Below are 18,165 nucleotides of genomic sequence, written 5' to 3'. Positions count from 1 at the left end.
GAGGGTCGCACGACGGAGCTGGCACAGCGCGGTCATGCCAACGACGAACGGCGTGGGCCGGGTGCTGTCACCCGGCCCACGCCGTTCGTCGTGCCTCCCGAGGCACCGCCCTCCCGGGCGGGAACCTCAGCGAGCGGTCACGCCTGCGGCGGTCGCGTCATCGACAGGACGTCGAGGGCCGTGTCGAGCTGCTCCTCGGTGACCTCGCCGCGCTCGACGAAGCCCAGGTCGATCACGGCCTCGCGGACCGTGAGGCCCTGCTTGACCGAGTGCTTGGCGACCTTGGCCGCCGCCTCGTAGCCGATCACGCGGTTGAGCGGCGTGACGATCGACGGCGAGGACTCCGCGAGGGCGCGCGCACGCTCGACGTTGGCCGTGATGCCCACGACCGTCTTGTCCGCGAGGACGACCGACGCGTTCGAGAGCAGACGGATCGACTCGAGCACGCCGAGCGCGATGACGGGGATCTGCACGTTGAGCTCGAACGACCCGCTCGCACCGGCCCAGGCCACGGTCGCGTCGTTGCCGATCACGCGTGCGGCGACCATGAGGACGGCCTCGGGCACGACGGGGTTGACCTTGCCCGGCATGATCGACGAGCCGGGCTGCAGGTCGGGGATGAAGATCTCGCCCAGGCCGGTGTTGGGGCCCGATCCCATCCAGCGCAGGTCGTTGCAGATCTTCGTGATCGAGACCGCGATGGTGCGCAGCGCACCCGAGAGCTCGACGAGCCCGTCGCGCGAGCTCTGTGCCTCGAAGTGGTCGCGCGCCTCGGTCAGCGGCAGGCCCGTGTCCTCGACGAGCAGCGCGATGACGCGCTGCGGGAACCCGGCCGGGGTGTTGATGCCCGTGCCGACGGCCGTACCGCCCAGGGGGACCTCGGCCGCGCGGGGCAGCGCCGACTGCAGGCGCTCGATCCCGTAGCGCACGGCCGCGGCGTACCCGCCGAACTCCTGGCCGAGCGTGACCGGGGTCGCGTCCATGAGGTGCGTGCGGCCCGACTTCACGACCGTCGCGAACTCGGCCGACTTGGCCTCGAGCGCCTCCGCGAGGTGCGTCAGGGCAGGGACCAGGTCGTGCACGACGCCTGCGGTCGCGGCCAGGTGCACCGACGTCGGGAAGACGTCGTTGGACGACTGCGACGCGTTGACGTGGTCGTTGGGGTGGACCTCGCGGCCCAACGAGCGCGTCGCGAGCGTCGCGAGGACCTCGTTCGTGTTCATGTTCGACGACGTGCCGGAGCCCGTCTGGAAGATGTCGATCGGGAAGTGGGCGTCGTGCACGCCCGAGGCGACCTCGTCGGCGGCGGCCACGATGGCGGCCGCGACGTCCTCGTCGAGCACCCCCAGCTCGGCGTTGGCGCGCGCAGCGGCCTTCTTGACGCGAGCGAGGGCCTCGATGTGGCTGCGCTCGAGAGGAGTGCCCGACAGCGGGAAGTTCTCCACGGCGCGCTGCGTCTGCGCGCGGTAGAGGGCGGCCGCGGGGACGCGGACCTCACCCATGGTGTCGTGCTCGATGCGGTAGTCGGAAGCTTCGGCAGAAGTCATGGGCCTAATGGTGCCGCACCGGGACGGGTGTTCTCGAACCGGTCCGGTCCTGACCTGCGAGCCGCGCTCCGGGCAGGTCCCGCCCGCAGGCGGGACCCGGGCCTCACACGTCCGGGGTGTCGTCGACGTCGCCCACGACCTCGACGAGCCGGGCGCGGCCGTCCGCGAGCGTGTACTCGACGCCGACGATCGCCAGGCGTCCCTCGGCGACCGCGTCAGCGAGCGCCGCGGAGTAGCCGTGCAGCATGTCCACGGTGTGGCGCACGTGCTCGCGGCGCAGCGTGTCGGGGTCGACGGCGGACACGCCGCCCTTGCTGCTCGTGATGTTGACGATCGAGGGGATGACCCGGTCGACGACCGCGCGGACGAACCCGTCGGCCTGCTCACCCGTCGAGAGCGTGTGCGCGGCCGCAGCGATCGCGCCGCAGCTGTCATGACCGAGCACGACCACGAGCGGTGTCCCGAGGATGTTGACCCCGTACTCGATCGACCCGATCACCGTGGTGTCCAGGACATGACCCGCGGTCCGTACGACGAACACGTCGCCGAGCCCCTGGTCGAAGATGATCTCGGCCGCGACGCGTGAGTCCGCGCAGCCGAAGATCACGGTGTGGGGGTGCTGGGCCACGCTCACCTCGGCGCGACGTGCGGCGCCCTGCGACGGGTGCTCCATCTCGTCGCGCACGAAGCGCCCGTTGCCGTCGCGGAGCTGGGCCCAGGCCTCGGCGGGGGTCATGGAGGTGGTCTCGGGAGTGCTGCTCGTCGTCGTCACAACCTCCATGTTCGCTCACGACGGGCCGTGCCGTGCGCGGCGTTCACGATCTGACCAGAGCCCTGGACACCGCGACGCCCGCACCCGGGCGAGCGGCGCCGTCGGGCCCGGTGGAAATGTCCCTCGCGTGGCGAGTCGTCCCCGGACCGGGTACCTCTAGAAAGAGGAACCAACCGAGAACGGGCACAGCGAAGCGCCCGTTGGACGAAGGGGAGACCGTGCACCGACGCACCCGGGCACTCGCCGCGGCACTCGCTGTCGCGACGATCGTGCCGCTCGCCGCGTGCAGCACCGGGGAGGGCTCCGGCCCGCCCGTGCTCACCTGGTACATCAACCCCGACAACGGGGGGCAGGCCGCGATCGCCGCGTCCTGCAGCGACGCCTCGGGCGGCGCGTACCGCATCGAGACCTCGCTGCTGCCGCGAGACGCCGCAGCCCAGCGCGAGCAGCTCGCGCGCCGCCTCGCGGCCAAGGACTCGTCGATCGACCTCATGAGCCTCGACCCGCCCTTCATCCCCGAGCTCGCCGAGGCGGGGTTCCTCGCCCCCGTGCCCGACGACGTCGCGACCGCGACGACCCAGGACGTCGTGCAGGGCGCGGTCGACGGCTCGACGTGGAAGGACGAGCTGGTCGCGATCCCGTTCTGGGCCAACACGCAGCTCCTCTGGTACCGCAAGTCCGTCGCCCAGGCCGCGGGGCTCGACCTGACGCAGCCCGTGACGTGGGACCAGATCATGACCGCGGCGCAGGACCAGGACACGTACCTCGGGGTGCAGGGCGCCAAGGCGGAGTCGCTGACCGTGTGGATCAACGCGCTCGTCGAGTCCGCGGGCGGTCAGATCCTCGAGAACCCCGAGGCCCCGGCCGACGAGCTCACGCTCGGCCTCGAGACCGACGCAGGCCGGGCCGCCGCACGGATCATCGGTGAGATCGGGAGCTCTGGCCTCGGAGGGCCCGGCCTGCCGAGCGCCGACGAGTCGGCGTCGCTGGCCCTCTTCCAGGGGGACGAGGGCTCGTTCATGGTCAACTGGCCGTTCGTCTGGTCCTCGACGCAGGCGGGCGTCGACGCCGGCTCGCTCGACCAGGCGCTGCTCGACGACATCGGCTGGACGACGTACCCGCAGGTGGTCGAGGGGCAGGACGCCCGCCCGCCCTACGGCGGCATCAGCCTCGGCGTCGGGGCGTTCAGCGAGCACACCGACCTGTCCTACGAGGCCGCGCAGTGCATCGTGAGCGCCGAGAACCAGGCCGCGTACTTCGTGTCCGACGGCAACCCCGCCGCCAACACCCAGGCCTACGACGACCCCGCCGTGCAGGAGGCCTACCCCATGTACGACGTGATCCGGCAGTCGCTCGAGCAGGCCGCGCCCCGGCCGCAGACACCGTTCTACAACGAGGTGTCCACGGGGCTCCAGCAGACCTGGTACCCGCCCGCGAGCGTGACCGAGGACGGCACACCCGTGACGTCGACCGACTTCATCACCGCCGTGCTGCGAGGGGAGCGACTGCTGTGAGCACCGACCCCCAGGACCTCGCCCCCGACAAGAAGGCCAAGGCCGCGCGCAGCGACCGCGCCAGGGCCGAGGCCCGCCTCGGCTGGTACCTCGCGGGCCCTGCGTTCGTCGTCATGCTGGCCGTGACGCTCTACCCGATCCTCCAGGCCGTCTACGACTCGCTGTTCAACTACAAGCTCACGGCCCCCGACGACCGCTCGTTCGTGGGTCTCGGCAACTATGTCGTGATCCTCACCGACCCCGTCTGGTGGCGCGACTTCGCGGTGACGTTCCTCATCATGGTCGTGTCCGTGGTCGTCGAGCTCGTCCTCGGTTTCGCGCTCGCGCTCGTCATGCACCGCGCGATCAAGCGCCTGCGCGGGCTGCTGCGCACTGCGATCCTCGTGCCCTACGGCATCATCACCGTGGTCTCGGCCTTCGCGTGGTTCTACGCGTTCGACATCACGTCGGGCTACGTCAACAGCTGGTTCGACTGGGTGCCCGGCGTCGGGCCCGACCTCAACTGGTTCGCCCACCAGGGCACGAGCCTGTTCGTCATCATCGCGTCCGAGGTGTGGAAGACCACGCCGTTCATCTCGCTCCTGCTGCTCGCCGGCCTCGCCCAGGTGCCGGGCGACCTCGAGGAGGCCGCGAAGGTCGACGGCGCGACCGCCTGGCAGCGCTTCTCGCGCGTGATCGTGCCCAACATGAAGGCCGCGATCATGGTCGCCGTCCTGTTCCGCGCACTCGACGCGTTCCGCATCTTCGACAACGTGTTCATCATGACCAACGGCGCGAACAACACGGAGGTGCTGTCCTTGCTGGCCTACCGGACCTCGATCGGTCAGCTCCAGATCGGCATGGGCTCGGCGATCTCGGTCCTGCTGTTCCTGTGCGTGATCGGGATCTGCTTCGTCGCGATCAAGCTGTTCAAGGTGGATCTGGCCGGCGCGAGAGGGGAGCGATGATGGGAAGCGTCCTGAGCACCCGGGCCCGCGTGTGGTGGGCCGTCATCACGGTCGTCGTCCTCGTGGGGGCGCTGTTCCCGGTCGTCTCGATCCTCATGACGAGCTTCAAGGGCGCGAGCGACCTCAACTCGGGCACGTTCCTGCCGCCGCGGTGGAGCACCGATAACTACGAGCAGATCCTGTCCCCGAGCGGCTCGGCGCAGGAGCTGTTCCTGTCGGCGCTGCGCAACTCGGTCGGCATCTCGCTCATCGCGACCGCCATAGCGGTCGTCCTCGCGACGCTCGCCGCGTACGCGATCGCGCGCTTGAACTTCCCGGGCAAGCGCCTCATCCTCACGACCGCGCTGGGCGTCTCGATCTTCCCCGTGGTCTCGATCGTCACGCCCCTGTTCAACCTGTGGCGCAACATCGGCCTCTACGACACGTGGCTCGGGCTCATCATCCCGTACCTGTCGCTCACGCTCCCGATCTCCATCTGGACCCTCGCGGCGTTCTTCCGCCAGATCCCGTGGGAGCTCGAGCAGGCCGCGCAGGTCGACGGTGCCACGCCGTGGCAGGCGTTCCGCAAGGTCATCGTCCCGCTCGCCGCACCCGGCGTCTTCACGACCGCGCTCATCGCGTTCTTCATCGCGTGGAACGACTTCGTGTACGGCATCTCGCTCACGTCCACGAGCGCCGCCCGGCCCGTGCCGGCCGCCCTCGCGTTCTTCACGGGTGCGTCGTACTTCGAGGAGCCGACCGGTGCCATCTCGGCTGCGGCCGTGGTCGTGACGATCCCCGTGGTGATCCTCGTGGTGCTGTTCCAGCGCCAGATCGTCTCGGGCCTCACGCAGGGGGCGGTCAAGGGATGAGCGCCACGACCTGCCCGACGGCGCCGCTCGCCCCGAGCGCCCGCCGCACCCCGCGCACGGTACGCCGCACGCAGGCGCGATGTCTCCCGGCGGTGCGCGACGCCGTCGGGCCTCCGCACCCCGCCCCGCCCCGCCCCCGGACCCAGCGCCGCCCGACCCCCGACCGAGGAGAGAGCTGATGGCCTCCATCACCCTCAAGAACATCGTCAAGAAGTACGGCGACGGGTTCCCCGCCGTCCGAGGCGTCAGCATCGACATCGCCGACGGCGAGTTCGTGATCCTCGTCGGCCCCTCGGGCTGCGGGAAGTCGACGCTGCTGCGCATGATCGTCGGCCTCGAGGACATCACCTCGGGCGACCTCCTGATCGACGGCGACCGCGTCAACGAGAAAGCGCCCCGCGACCGCGACCTCGCGATGGTCTTCCAGAACTACGCGCTCTACCCGCACCTGACCGTCGCGGAGAACATCGCGTTCCCGCTGCGCCTGACCAAGGGGAAGTTCAGCGACGCCGAGATCCGCGAGAAGGTCGAGCGCGCGGCCGACCTCCTAGACCTGCGCGAACACCTCGACCGCAAGCCTGCCAACCTGTCCGGAGGGCAGCGCCAGCGCGTCGCGATGGGCCGCGCGATCGTGCGCGACGCCAAGGCGTTCCTGTTCGACGAACCGCTGTCCAACCTCGACGCCAAGCTGCGCGGCCAGATGCGGACCGAGATCGCGCGCCTCCAGCGACGCCTCGCGACCACGACCGTCTACGTGACGCACGACCAGACCGAAGCCATGACGCTCGGCGACCGCGTCGCCGTCCTGCGCAAGGGCGAGCTGCAGCAGATCGCGAGCCCGCGCGCACTCTACGAGCAGCCCGTCAATCTGTTCGTCGCAGGGTTCATCGGGTCCCCGCCCATGAACTTCCTCCCCGGCAAGGTCTCCGGGAGCAGCATGGAGCTGCCGTTCGGCACGTTCGAGCTGCCCGAGCGGATCGTCTCGGCGATCGGGGACCGCGAGCTCGTGATCGTCGGGCTGCGCCCCGAGCACTTCGAGGACGCCCGCCTCGTCGACCCGTCCAAGAAGGACCGCGGGCGGACCTTCGACGCGCAGATCGACGTCACCGAATGGCTCGGCGCCGAGCTCTACGCCTACGTGCCGTTCGAGATGCACGCCTCGGTCGCGGCCCAGCTCGAGGAGCTCGACCGCGAGCTCGACGGCGAAGGCCTGCGCACCCAGTTCGTCGTCGCGCTCGACTCCGCGTCCCGCGTGCGCGACGGCGACTCGACCGGGCTCTGGTTCGACCCCGACAAGATGATGGTCTTTGACCCCGAGACGGGCGAGAACCTCACGCACGACCAGGACGAGGTGGACCGGCTCGACCGCGAGAACGAGGAGGACCGGCGCGCCTCGCTCGAACGCGCCCAGGCGCAGTCCGAGGGGCAGGCGCGCAAGAGCGCCTGACCCTCGGCCGGGTCGGTCGTCCCGGTCAGTCGTCCTCGGTGCCGGTGTCCTGAGCGTCGACCGCGGCCGACGGCGCACCGTCCGCCGCGCGAGCCGACGCGAGGCGCTCGCGCGCGCCGTCGAGCCACTGCTGGCAGCGGGCCGCGAGGGCCTCACCGCGCTCCCACAGGGCGAGCGAGGCCTCGAGCGGCTCGCCGCCTGCCTCGAGGCGGGACACGACCTGGACCAGCTCGTCGCGTGCCTGCTCGTAGCTGAGCGTCGCGACGTCGGCGGGGGGCGGGGTGCTGCTGCTCATGGTGGAGGGCCTTCCTGGTGGTGAGGGTCGGTAGGTCGTCGGTGCGTGCAGGGCGTGGCGGTCGTGCGGGGGCGGGGCGGGCTCGGACCGTCCGAGGGACTCGGTCAGCGCACCGTCGCGTCGATCGCGCCGCTCGCGAGCCGCACGTGCAGCGCATCGCCCGGACTCACGTCGTCGGGAGAACGGACGATCCCGCCGTCAGGCCCGTGCACGACGGCGTAGCCCCGCTCGAGCGTCGACGCGGGGGACAGGGCGCGCACCTGGGCCGAGAGGCGGTCCACCTCGCCGTGCGCGCGCAGCAGGATCGCGTCGAGCGAGCGCCGGGCCCGGTCCCGGGCCGCGAGCACGTGCTGCTCGCGCGTGGAGATCATGGTCTCGGGGGCCGCGAGCACCGGGCGCGAGCGTGCGCTGTCGAGGCGGGACTGCTCGCGCTGGAGCTGGTGCGTGATCGCAGCGCGGATCCGTGACCGCGCCTGCAGGACGCGCGCCCGCTCCTCGCCCACGTCGGGCACGATGCGCTTGGCCGCGTCGGTGGGCGTCGAGGCGCGGTAGTCCGCGACCAGGTCGAGGAGCGGGGTGTCGGTCTCGTGACCGATCGCGCTGACCAGGGGCGTGCGGCACGCGGCCGCGGCCCGGACGAGCGCCTCGTTGCTGAACGGCAGGAGGTCCTCGACCGCGCCACCACCACGGGCGACGACGATCACGTCGACGTCGGGACGTGCGTCGAGCTCGGCGATCGCGCCGCTGACCTGCGAGACCGCGCTCGCGCCCTGCACCGCGACCTCGCGGATCTCGAAACGCACCTGGGGCCAGCGCGCGCGGGCGTTGACCACGACGTCGTGCTCGGCCTTGGACTCCCGCCCGCACACGAGCCCCACGACCGCGGGCAGGAACGGGAGAGCGACCTTGCGGTCCGCGTCGAACAGGCCCTCGGCCGCCAGGATGCGCTTGAGGTGCTCGATCCGGGCCAGGAGCTCACCGATCCCGACCGTGCGGACCTCGCTCGCCTGGAGCTGGAACGACCCGCGCTTGGGCCAGAACACGGGCTTGGCGTGGACGACGACGTGCGCCCCCTCGGTCAGGGGCGTGCTCGCGGACTCGAAGACCTTGGCGAGCGCCGCGACCGGGAGCGACATGTCCGCGTCGGTGTCGCGGAGCGTGAGGAACGCCATCGAGGCGCCGGGACGACGGTTGAGCTGCACGACCTGCCCCTCGACCCAGACCGGGGACATCCTGTCGATGTACGCCGTGATCTTGCTCGACAGGAGCCGGACGGGCCACGGGTGCTCGGCGCTCGTGTCGAGGGCCCGGACGGGGAGGGCGGACGGCTGTGCGGACGGCTGTGCTGAGGAGGCGGGCGAAGCCGGGGCGCTGGTGGGGTCGGCGGGTCGGTCGGTCACGGGGTCAAGCCTGCCGCATGGGTGTGACACCCGCCGAGGGTGACGCCCCAACCCGCCGAGGGTGACGCCCCAACCCGCCGAGGGTGACGTGCCAGACCCCCGACGGTGACGCTCGCACCCGCCGAGGGTGACGCCCCTACCTGCCGAGGGTGACGCTTCCGTCACCGTCGAGCGGGCAGGCGGTCACCCTCGACCGTCGACGCGGTCACCGTCGACCCACCCGTACGTCACCCTCGGCCTGCCTGAACGTCACCCTCGGCGGGCAGAACCGTCACCCTCGGCGCACCGGCGGCCCGGCCCACCGTGAGGATCCTGTGGAGTTGCTGCCAGGACATGGTCCGTACCGCGCCCGGACCCATCCGCCCGGCCCGCCACCGAAAGCCTGTCACCTAGACTCGTGACGTGACTTCCCCGACTGGTAAGCGTGTCCTCCTCGCCGCCCCCCGCGGTTACTGCGCGGGCGTCGACCGCGCCGTGATCGCGGTCGAGAAGGCGCTCGATCACTACGGCGCCCCCGTGTACGTCCGCAAGGAGATCGTCCACAACAAGTACGTCGTCGAGTCGCTGAGCGACAAGGGCGCGGTCTTCGTCGACGAGACCGACGAGGTGCCCGAGGGCGCTCGCGTCGTGTTCTCGGCGCACGGCGTCTCGCCCGCCGTCCACGAGGCTGCCGCCCAGCGCAACCTCCAGACGATCGACGCGACGTGCCCCCTGGTCACGAAGGTGCACAAGGAGGCCGTGCGTTTCGCGGCGGACGACTACGACATCCTGCTGATCGGCCACGAGGGCCACGAGGAGGTCGAGGGCACCGCGGGCGAGGCCCCGGACCACGTCCAGATCGTCAACTCGCCCGACGACGCCGCGAACGTCACGGTCCGTGACCCGGAGAAGGTCGTCTGGATCTCGCAGACGACGCTGTCGGTCGACGAGACCATGGAGACGGTCGACCGTCTGCGCGAGCGTTTCCCGACGCTGCAGAACCCGCCGTCGGACGACATCTGCTACGCGACGCAGAACCGTCAGGTCGCGGTGAAGAAGCTCGCACCCGAGTGCGAGCTCGTGATCGTGGTCGGTTCCGCGAACTCGTCGAACTCCGTGCGTCTCGTCGAGGTCGCCCTGGGCGCCGGCGCGGACGCGTCGTACCGCATCGACCGCGCCCAGGAGATGGACGAGTCCTGGCTCGACGGCGTCACGACGGTCGGCGTGACCTCGGGGGCCTCGGTCCCGGAGATCCTCGTCAACGACGTGCTCGCGTACCTCGCGGAGCGCGGCTACGGCGACGTCCAGGAGGTGCGCACCGCGACCGAGGACCTCATGTTCTCCCTCCCCAAGGAGCTGCGCGCGGACCTCAAGGCCGCGGGCAACGCACCGGCGCGCCCGCGCCGTGAGAACCGCACGTCGCTCTCGGTCGAGCCCGTCTGAGCCGTCGCACGTCGAGGCCCGTCCCGGAGCATTCGGGACGGGCCTCGTTCGTTCCCGGTGCGCTGCAGCGGCGACCCGGCCCGTCACCCTCGGCGGTCCAGCCCGTCACCCTCGGCGGTCGGGTGCGTCACCCTCGGCGACCCGGCACGTCACCGTCGGCGGTCCGGCACGTCACCGTCGGCGGTTCAGCCCGACGGCGCCGCTCACCAGGACGCGGGCGTCACTCTCCGGCGATGCTCACGCGGCGTCAGGACGCGTCTGCTCCCCGGTCGCGCTCGCGCCGTCCGGGGGCGTTGACGGTCCCGAGCATCCCGGCGTCGAGCGGGTCCTGCTCGTCGTCGTCCGCCGGATCGGCGCCTGCGCGCGACGCCGTGGCGATCTCGTCGATCGCGACGAAGTTCTCGTGGACGGACGCGAGGAGCTCGGGGGCGCTCACGGCGCTGAGCTGGGGGTTGGCCACGGCGGGGCTCTCGAGGTCCTCGTCGACGACGTTGAGGTCGGCGAAGCGGCGCGCGCTCACGAGGACGCGTGTCTCGAGCGAGGCGACGGTGCGGTTGTAGGACTCGGCGGCGCCCTGGATGGAGCGTCCGAGCTTGGCGAGGTGGCTGCCCATGACGGCGAGGCGGCCGTGGAGCTCCTTGCCGAGCGTGAGCACCTGCTGGGCGTTCGCGGCGAGCGCGTCCTGCCGCCAGGCGTAGGCGACGGTCCGCAGCAGGGCGATCATGGTCATGGGCGCGGCGATGATGACGTTCTTGGAGACCGCGTACTCGAGGATCGACGGGTCCTGCTCGATCGCGGCGGACAGGAACGACTCGGCCGGGACGAACATGACGACGAACTCGGGTGCCGGGCTGAACTGGTCCCAGTACCGCTTGCCCGCGAGGTCGTCGATGTGCTTGCGGAAGTGGCGGGCGTGCGCGGCGAGGCGTTCGGCGCGCACGCGGGGGTCGGTGGTCTGCTGGGCGTCGAGGTAGCCGAGGAAGGCGACCTTGGCGTCGACCACGACGTTCTTGCCGCCCGCGAGCCGGACGACCATGTCGGGGCGCAGCGCGCCGTCGTCGGTCGTGACCTGGTCCTGCTCCATGAAGTCGACGTGGGGGATCATGCCTGCGGCCTCGACGACGCGGCGCAGCTGGAGCTCGCCCCACGCCCCGCGGACCTGTGAGGAGCGCAGGGCGGTGACGAGCTGGGACGTCTCGGCGCGCAGCGCCTCGGAGTCGTGGCGCATGCCGCGGACCTGCTCGGCGAGCGTGCCGTGGGCTTCTCGGCGCGCCTGCTCGGCGGCGGAGACCTCGGCCTTGACCTGGTCGAGGGCCTTGCTGAGGGGCTCGACGAGCTGCTGGACGGCCTGCTCGCGCTTGGCGAGCTCGGCCTCCCCGACCTGCTGGCTGCGCTTGAAGCGTTCCTCGGCCTGCGTGAGGAACTGCTCGGAGCTGGTCGCGAGCGCCTTGCGGGCGAGCGCCTCGAACTGGGCCTCGAGCCGCGCCTGGTCGCCGCGGATCTCGGCCAGTCGCTTCTCGGAGCCGGCGCGCAGGTCCTCGATCGAGCGTTCGTGGTTGGCGCGCTCGATGTCGAGGCGCTCGTCGGCGGACCGTTCGGTGCTCGCGAGCTGGCGTCCGAACGCCTCGCGCTCGGTGCGGAGCTGGCGCTCGAAACCCTCGCGCTCGGCCGCGAGCCGCTCGGCGAGGCCTGCTCCGCGCGCGGCCTCCTGCTGGGCCTGGGACAGCAGGCCGGTGAGCCGGCCGATCTCGGCGCGCCCGGAGTCGGGGGAGGTGCGGCGAGCGAGCCAGCCCAGGAGGGCTCCCACGAGGAGTCCGACGACGAGCATGAGCCACGGCAGGGCGTTGTCCATGCCCGCACTCTGCCAGGTGCCACCCACAGGGGGCGGGGAGCTGCGCCGTCGGGCGCGTCGCCTGGTCCGCGCGGCCGCGTGGACGGGTGAATCCGGCCTCGACCTGGAAAGTCGTGACATATCTCCTGGGGGGACGCCGCCCGGCTCCACTAGGTTTGTCCGTATGGCCCACGAACCTGAGCCCCGCGACCAGCTCCCACCCCTTGCCGACGCAGCGCCTGCGTACCCCGCAGCGCCTGCCGCGCCCGTCCTCGCTCCTGCGACGCCCACGCCCCCGACCCACGCGGCGGGTGCGGCCCCCGCGCTGTCGGTGCGCGGGCTGTGGAAGAAGTTCGGCGAGAAGGTCGCCGTGGCGGGTATCGACCTCGACGTCCCGGCGGGCTCGTTCTACGGGCTCGTCGGCCCCAACGGTGCGGGCAAGACGACCGCGCTGTCGATGGCGACGGGACTGCTGCGCCCGGACTTCGGCTCGGTCCACGTGCACGGCCTGGACCTGTGGGCGAACCCGCTCGAGGGCAAGCGCCTGCTGGGCATCCTCCCGGACGGCGTGCGCCTGTTCGACCGGCTCACGGGCGCGCAGCTCATCACGTACGCGGGCCTGCTGCGCGGCATGGACCGCGAGACGGTCGCCGAGCGCACCGCGGACCTGCTCGAGGCCCTGGGCCTGGCGGCTGACGCGAACACGTTCGTGGTCGACTACTCGGCGGGCATGACCAAGAAGATCGCGCTGGCCTCGGCGCTGATCCACGCCCCGAACCTGCTCGTCCTCGACGAGCCGTTCGAGGCCGTCGACCCGGTCTCGGCGGCCAACATCCGCGAGATCCTGGGCGGGTACGTCGCGAGCGGTGGCACCGTGATCGTGTCCTCGCACGTCATGGACCTGGTCCAGCGCATGTGCGACCACGTCGCGGTCATCTCGGGCGGGCACGTGCTCGCGGCCGGCACCGTGGACGAGGTCCGCGCGGGCCAGAGCCTGGAGGACCGCTTCGTCGACCTGGTCGGCGGGCGTCAGACCACGGAGGGGCTGTCGTGGTTGCGCACCTCGTAAGGCTCAAGCTCACCCTCCTGCGCAACACGCTCAAGAAGAGCGTGTGGCAGACGGTGGGGCTGGTCCTCGGCATCCTCTACGGGCTGGGCGTCATCTCGATGTCCCTGGTCGGTCTGACGGTCCTGGGCACCACCGCTCCCGAGATGGCGGGCCAGATCATCACGATCGTCGGGTCGGTCGTCGTGCTCGCGTGGTGGATCGTGCCGCTGTTCGCGTTCGGCGTGGACGCGACGCTCGACCCGCAGCGCTTCGTGACGTTCGCGGTGCCGCAGCGCCAGCTCCTCGCGGGGCTCGCGGTCGCGGGTCTCGTGGGCATCCCGGGGATCGTGACGCTCGTCGCCTCGGCGGGTACGGCGCTCGCGTGGTGGCGTTCGCCGCTCGCGACCCTGGCCGCGCTTGTGGGCGCGCTGCTCGCGGTCGCGCTGTGCGTCGTCGGGTCCCGTGCGACGACGACGGCGCTCGCCCCGCTGCTCGACTCGCGGCGCTACCGCGAGGTCCTGTCGATCGCGGCGTTCGTGCCGCTCATGCTCGCGGGGCCGATCATCGGCTGGGCGACGTCGGCTATCGCGCGCGGCCAGGAGGTGCTGCCGGTCATCGCGGACGTGCTGGGGTGGACGCCGTTCGGGGCGCCGTGGGCGGTCGCGGCCGCGGTGTCCGACGGCGCCTGGGGCCTCGCGCTCGTGCGGCTCGCCATCGCGGTGGTCGTCCTGGTCGCGGCGTGGGTCGTGTGGGACCGTGCGCTCGCCAAGGCCCTGGTCGCGCCGCACGGCGGCGCCTCGGCAGGCAAGTCCAAGGGGCTCGGTTGGTTCGACCGGTTCCCGGCGACGCCCGTGGGGGCGGTGGCGGCGCGCTGCCTGACGTACTGGTTCCGCGACCCGCGCTACTCGGGGTCGATCGCGGTGGTCCCGCTGCTCCCTGTCCTGCTGTGGTTCGTCGGGTCGAGCATGGGGATCGACGGCGGGGACGGGTTCAAGGAGCTCATGCTCGTGCTGGGCCCGGTCACGGCGTTCACGTTCGGGTTCGCGATCTCGGCGGACGTCGCGTACGACCACACCGCGTTCTGGACGCAGGTGTCGTCGGGCGTGAGCGGGTTCGCGGACCGCGCGGGCCGTGTGCTCGCGGCCGCGGTCATCGGGGTGCCGGTCGTGCTCGTGTTCGCGGTGGCCTCGGTCGCCTTCACGGGCCGGTGGGACCTCCTGGTCGCCACGATCGGGCTGAGCCTGGGCGTGCTGGGTGCGGGGCTGGGTGTGTCGAGCGTAGTCTCGGCGCGCCTGCTCTACCCGGTGCCCAAGCCGGGGGACAGCCCGTTCAAGTCGCCGCAGGGCGCCGCGATGGCGACGCTCGTGGCGCAGATGATCACGATGCTGGTGCTCACGGCCCTGTGCCTTCCGGCGGCGGGGCTCGCGCTCACGAACGTCCTGACGGGGGCGGCGGTCTGGGGCTGGCTCACGCTCGTCGTGGGCGTCGGCCTCGGGGTGGTCTTCCTCGTGGTGGGCATGCGCTGGGGCGGCCGCCTGGTCGACCAGCGCGGCCCGGAGCTCCTCCAGCAGGTCATGAGCTACAAGTAGGCGCCTCACGCAGCGGCCCGACGGCGCCGCCCGCCCCGGTGCGCCCGTGCAGCAGTGCACGTGACCGCCCGGGGCGGGCGGCGCCGTCGGGCCGTCTGCTGGGCGCACGCACCGTGGTGAGAGCGCCGCCCGTGGTCGCTCCCGTAGACTCAGGCCCCGTGGCTCTAACTATCGGCATCGTCGGCCTGCCCAACGTCGGCAAGTCCACCCTCTTCAACGCCCTGACGCGCAACCAGGTCCTCGCCGCGAACTACCCGTTCGCGACGATCGAGCCGAACGTCGGCGTCGTGTCCCTCCCCGATCCCCGGCTGAACAAGCTCGCGGAGATCTTCGGCAGCGAGCGCATCCTGCCCGCGACCGTGTCCTTCGTGGACATCGCAGGCATCGTCAAGGGGGCGAGCGAGGGGGAGGGGCTCGGCAACAAGTTCCTCGCGAACATCCGTGAGGCGGACGCGATCTGCCAGGTGACCCGCGCGTTCGACGACCCCGACGTGATCCGCGTCGAGGGCTCGACGGACTCGGCGGACGACATCGAGACCATCAGCACCGAGCTGATCCTCGCCGACCTCCAGACCCTCGAGAAGGCGCTGCCGCGCCTCGAGAAGGAGGTCAAGATCAAGAAGGGCGACCCGGTCCTGGTCGCGGCCGCGCAGAAGGCGCAGTCCCTGCTCGAGCAGGGGATCACCCTGTTCCAGGGCGCTGCTGCCGCGGGCCTGGACCTGGCGGAGATCGCGAGCCTGCAGCTCATGACGGCCAAGCCGTTCATCTACGTCTTCAACACCGACGACGCGGGGCTCGTGGACGAGGCCCGCAAGGACGAGCTGCGCGCGCTCGTCGCGCCGGCGCAGGCGATCTTCCTGGACGCCAAGTTCGAGTCCGAGCTCGCCGAGCTCGAGCCCGAGGAGGCGGCCGAGATGCTCGCCGAGACGGGCCAGGAGGAGTCGGGCCTCGACCAGCTCGCCCGCGTCGGGTTCGACACGCTCGGCCTGCAGACCTACCTGACCGCCGGGCCCAAGGAGTCGCGCGCCTGGACGATCCGCAAGGGCTGGACCGCGCCGCAGGCGGCCGGGGTCATCCACACCGACTTCGAGCGCGGCTTCATCAAGGCCGAGGTCATCTCGTTCGACGACCTCGTCGAGACCGGCTCCGTGGCCGCGGCCCGGGCGGCGGGCAAGGCCCGCATCGAGGGCAAGGACTACGTCATGGTCGACGGGGACGTCGTGGAGTTCCGCTTCAACGTCTGAGCCCTTCGGCCAGGCCTCCGGCAGGCTGCTATGAGGTCTGCCACTTTCGTCGCTTCTGGGACGGGTGCTGCCGCATCGTGAGACGCGGTCGGCGCCCGTCCCGTGTTTCCGGTCCGTTGCGTACCGGTTTCTCCGGGTATCGAAGCGGAAACAGCACCGTACCGGCCAGTATCAACTCGGTAACGATCGGCCGCTCGAAAGGTGCAACCGGGTGAAGTCGCCCATCTTGGTCGGTACCGTTGCCCCAAACCAGTGGTGGGTCTCCCGCACGTGTCGCCGAGCTCCGCGCAGTGCTGCTGCGGAGCACGTCGACGGGGAACCCACCATCCCCTTGAGGAGGAACATTGAAGATCTCACGGAAGTCTGCGGCTGTCGCAGCCGTGGCGGCGAGCGCACTGGCGCTCTCCGCGTGCGCCGGTGGGTCCGGCGACGGCAACAGCGACGGTGCGGGCATCAACGACAGCGAGAGCGTCAACATCGCGTGGAACCAGCCGTTCTACTCGTACAACGGCAACTCCATGACCGGGAACGCCACGGCGAACAACGTCGTGCTGTACCTGATGAAGGGTGGCTTCAACTACTACGACGAGGACCTGAACCTGGTTCAGGACGAGTCGTACGGCACCTACGAGAAGGTCTCCGACGACCCGCTGACGATCAAGTACACCTACGCGGACACCGCCGGCTGGTCCGACGACGTCGCGGCAGGCCCCGCGGACCTCCTCCTCGAGTGGGCTGCTCAGAACGGCAAGTTCAACAACGTCGAGCCGATCCTGGACGACGAGACCGGTGAGGTCACGAACCAGGCCGAGGTCGACGCAGGTGTCTACTTCGACGCTGCGTCGCCCGCCGTCGCGCTCATCACCGAGACGCCCGTCATCGAGGACAACTCGATCACGATGACGTACTCCAAGCCCTTCGCCGACTGGGAGACCGCGATCTCCCCGAACCTCCCGGCGCACGTCGTGGGTCAGCGCGCGCTCGGCATCGAGGACGCGACCGAGGCGAGCGACGCCGTCGTCAAGGCGATCCAGGACAACGACACCGCGAGCCTGCAGAAGATCGCCAAGGTGTGGAGCACCGACTTCAACTACGCCGAGCTCCCCGACGACGAGAACCTCTACCTCTCGAGCGGCGCGTACGTCATGACGGACTTCGTCAAGGACCAGTACGTCACGCTGAAGGCCAACGAGAAGTACGAGGGCGACCGCAAGGCCGGCATCGACCAGGTCACGATCCGCTACAACGGCGACCCGATGGGCCAGGTCCAGGCGCTGCAGAACGGTGAGGTCGACCTCATCAACCCGCAGTCCACGGCCGACATCCTCTCGGCCGTCAACGCGCTCGACGGCGTCAAGGTCGAGTCCGCGACCGAGGGCACCTACGAGCACATCGACCTGCAGTTCACCAACGGTGGACCGTTCGACCCGGCGACCTACGGCAACGACGCGGAGAAGGCCAAGAAGGTCCGCCAGGCGTTCCTCAAGACCATCCCGCGTCAGCAGATCGTCGACAACCTGATCAAGCCCCTCAACCCGGACGCTGAGATCCGCAACTCGTACACGCAGGTCCCCGGCTCGCCCGCCTACGACTCCATCGTCGCGGCGAGCGGTCAGTCCCAGTACGACCAGGTCGACATCGAGGGCGCCAAGGCGCTCCTGGCCGAGGCCGGCGTCACGTCGCCCGTCTCCGTGCGCCTGCTGTTCGACCCCAACAACACGCGTCGTGTCAACCAGGCGCAGCTCATCACCGAGTCGGCCGCCCTGGCCGGCTTCACGGTCGCCCCGTACCAGGTCCAGACGGACTGGGGCACGGACCTGAGCAACGCGACGTCGTTCTACGACGCGGCGCTCTTCGGGTGGCAGTCCACCTCGACGGCCGTGACCGAGTCGGACGCGAACTACCGTACCGCCGCGACGAACAACTTCTACGGCTACTCGAACCCCGCGGTCGACGCGCTGTTCGACGAGCTGCAGGTCGAGACGGACACGGCCGAGCAGACCCGCATCCTCGGTGAGGTCGAGAAGCACCTCGTCGACGACGCGTTCGGTGTCACCATCTTCCAGTTCCCGGGCGTCACCGCCTGGAACGAGTCGAAGATCTCCGGCGTCGTGCCGCTCACGATCGCCCCGGGCATCTTCTACGGCTACTGGGACTGGACGACCGGCAACGCCGAGGCCAGCAAGTAGTACCGACTCCGTCAGGTGAGACGTATCGCTCGCGGGGAGGGATGTGAGTCCCTCCCCGCGAGCGCGTAG

At 70.8% G+C, this 18,165-nt stretch carries 14 protein-coding genes; 9 read left to right on the top strand and 5 right to left on the bottom strand.

From position 1 onward, the window contains the following. Positions 1-137: 137 nt before the first annotated feature. On the bottom strand, positions 138-1,547 hold the full coding sequence (locus tag IE95_RS0113370) for a class II fumarate hydratase (protein WP_030152119.1): 1,410 nt from the start codon (positions 1,545-1,547) through the stop codon (positions 138-140). A 103-nt stretch (positions 1,548-1,650) separates the two neighbouring features. Next, positions 1,651-2,283 (bottom strand): carbonic anhydrase, encoded by a 633-nt coding sequence (locus IE95_RS0113365; RefSeq protein ID WP_030152118.1) that lies wholly within the window; start codon positions 2,281-2,283, stop codon positions 1,651-1,653. Positions 2,284-2,537: 254 nt separating this feature from the next. Between IE95_RS0113365 and IE95_RS0113360 the strand changes: the two genes are divergently transcribed. The 4 genes from IE95_RS0113360 (at position 2,538) to IE95_RS0113345 (ending at position 7,078) form a co-directional block, all read left to right on the top strand. Then, the gene (locus tag IE95_RS0113360) at positions 2,538-3,833 is read left to right on the top strand and encodes an extracellular solute-binding protein (RefSeq protein WP_030152117.1); all 1,296 of its coding nucleotides are present in this window, start codon (positions 2,538-2,540) and stop codon (positions 3,831-3,833) included. Continuing rightward, positions 3,830-4,780 (top strand): carbohydrate ABC transporter permease, encoded by a 951-nt coding sequence (locus IE95_RS0113355; protein WP_030152116.1) that lies wholly within the window; start codon positions 3,830-3,832, stop codon positions 4,778-4,780. The genes IE95_RS0113360 and IE95_RS0113355 overlap by 4 nt, the downstream gene beginning before the upstream one ends. Then, a complete protein-coding gene (locus IE95_RS0113350; RefSeq protein WP_036572029.1) occupies positions 4,780-5,631 on the top strand; it encodes a carbohydrate ABC transporter permease in 852 nt (283 codons plus the stop codon). The genes IE95_RS0113355 and IE95_RS0113350 overlap by 1 nt, the downstream gene beginning before the upstream one ends. 178 nt (positions 5,632-5,809) lie before the next feature. Continuing rightward, positions 5,810-7,078 (top strand): ABC transporter ATP-binding protein, encoded by a 1,269-nt coding sequence (locus IE95_RS0113345; RefSeq protein ID WP_030152114.1) that lies wholly within the window; start codon positions 5,810-5,812, stop codon positions 7,076-7,078. A 25-nt stretch (positions 7,079-7,103) separates the two neighbouring features. Here the strand turns inward: IE95_RS0113345 and IE95_RS0113340 are convergent, their stop codons facing one another. Both IE95_RS0113340 and xseA read right to left on the bottom strand, forming a co-directional pair. Further along, on the bottom strand, positions 7,104-7,373 hold the full coding sequence (locus IE95_RS0113340) for an exodeoxyribonuclease VII small subunit (protein ID WP_036572027.1): 270 nt from the start codon (positions 7,371-7,373) through the stop codon (positions 7,104-7,106). A gap of 104 nt (positions 7,374-7,477) precedes the next feature. Then, complete coding sequence (gene xseA / locus IE95_RS0113335; RefSeq protein ID WP_051703100.1) at positions 7,478-8,773, bottom strand: exodeoxyribonuclease VII large subunit; 1,296 nt, start codon at positions 8,771-8,773, stop codon at positions 7,478-7,480. A gap of 402 nt (positions 8,774-9,175) precedes the next feature. Here xseA and IE95_RS0113330 point away from each other — a divergent pair, with 402 nt between their 5' ends. Then, a complete protein-coding gene (locus IE95_RS0113330; RefSeq protein WP_030152111.1) occupies positions 9,176-10,195 on the top strand; it encodes a 4-hydroxy-3-methylbut-2-enyl diphosphate reductase in 1,020 nt (339 codons plus the stop codon). A 247-nt stretch (positions 10,196-10,442) separates the two neighbouring features. Here IE95_RS0113330 and IE95_RS0113325 read toward each other — a convergent pair whose 3' ends face one another. Beyond that, positions 10,443-12,047 (bottom strand): DNA recombination protein RmuC, encoded by a 1,605-nt coding sequence (locus tag IE95_RS0113325; protein ID WP_240666178.1) that lies wholly within the window; start codon positions 12,045-12,047, stop codon positions 10,443-10,445. A 163-nt stretch (positions 12,048-12,210) separates the two neighbouring features. Between IE95_RS0113325 and IE95_RS0113320 the strand changes: the two genes are divergently transcribed. The 4 genes from IE95_RS0113320 (at position 12,211) to IE95_RS0113305 (ending at position 18,096) form a co-directional block, all read left to right on the top strand. Next, positions 12,211-13,095 carry an ABC transporter ATP-binding protein gene (locus IE95_RS0113320; RefSeq protein ID WP_084690260.1) on the top strand — a complete coding sequence of 295 codons (885 nt, stop codon included), beginning with the start codon at positions 12,211-12,213 and terminating at the stop codon, positions 13,093-13,095. Further along, positions 13,077-14,663, top strand: a complete 1,587-nt coding sequence (locus IE95_RS0113315; protein WP_030152108.1) for a hypothetical protein — start codon at positions 13,077-13,079, stop codon at positions 14,661-14,663. Before IE95_RS0113320 ends, IE95_RS0113315 begins: the two co-directional genes overlap by 19 nt. Before the next feature lie 158 nt (positions 14,664-14,821). Beyond that, positions 14,822-15,907, top strand: coding sequence for a redox-regulated ATPase YchF (ychF, locus tag IE95_RS0113310; protein WP_030152107.1), 1,086 nt, complete (start codon positions 14,822-14,824; stop codon positions 15,905-15,907). 344 nt (positions 15,908-16,251) lie between these two features. Then, positions 16,252-18,096, top strand: coding sequence for an ABC transporter family substrate-binding protein (locus IE95_RS0113305; RefSeq protein ID WP_030152106.1), 1,845 nt, complete (start codon positions 16,252-16,254; stop codon positions 18,094-18,096). The last annotated feature ends 69 nt before the right edge of the window (positions 18,097-18,165 follow it).

It is taken from the genome of Oerskovia turbata (assembly GCF_000718325.1).
GTDB lineage: Bacteria > Actinomycetota > Actinomycetes > Actinomycetales > Cellulomonadaceae > Oerskovia > Oerskovia turbata.
Note: the sequence above shows the minus strand (reverse complement) of the source record. Positions and strands in the feature narration are given on the sequence as shown.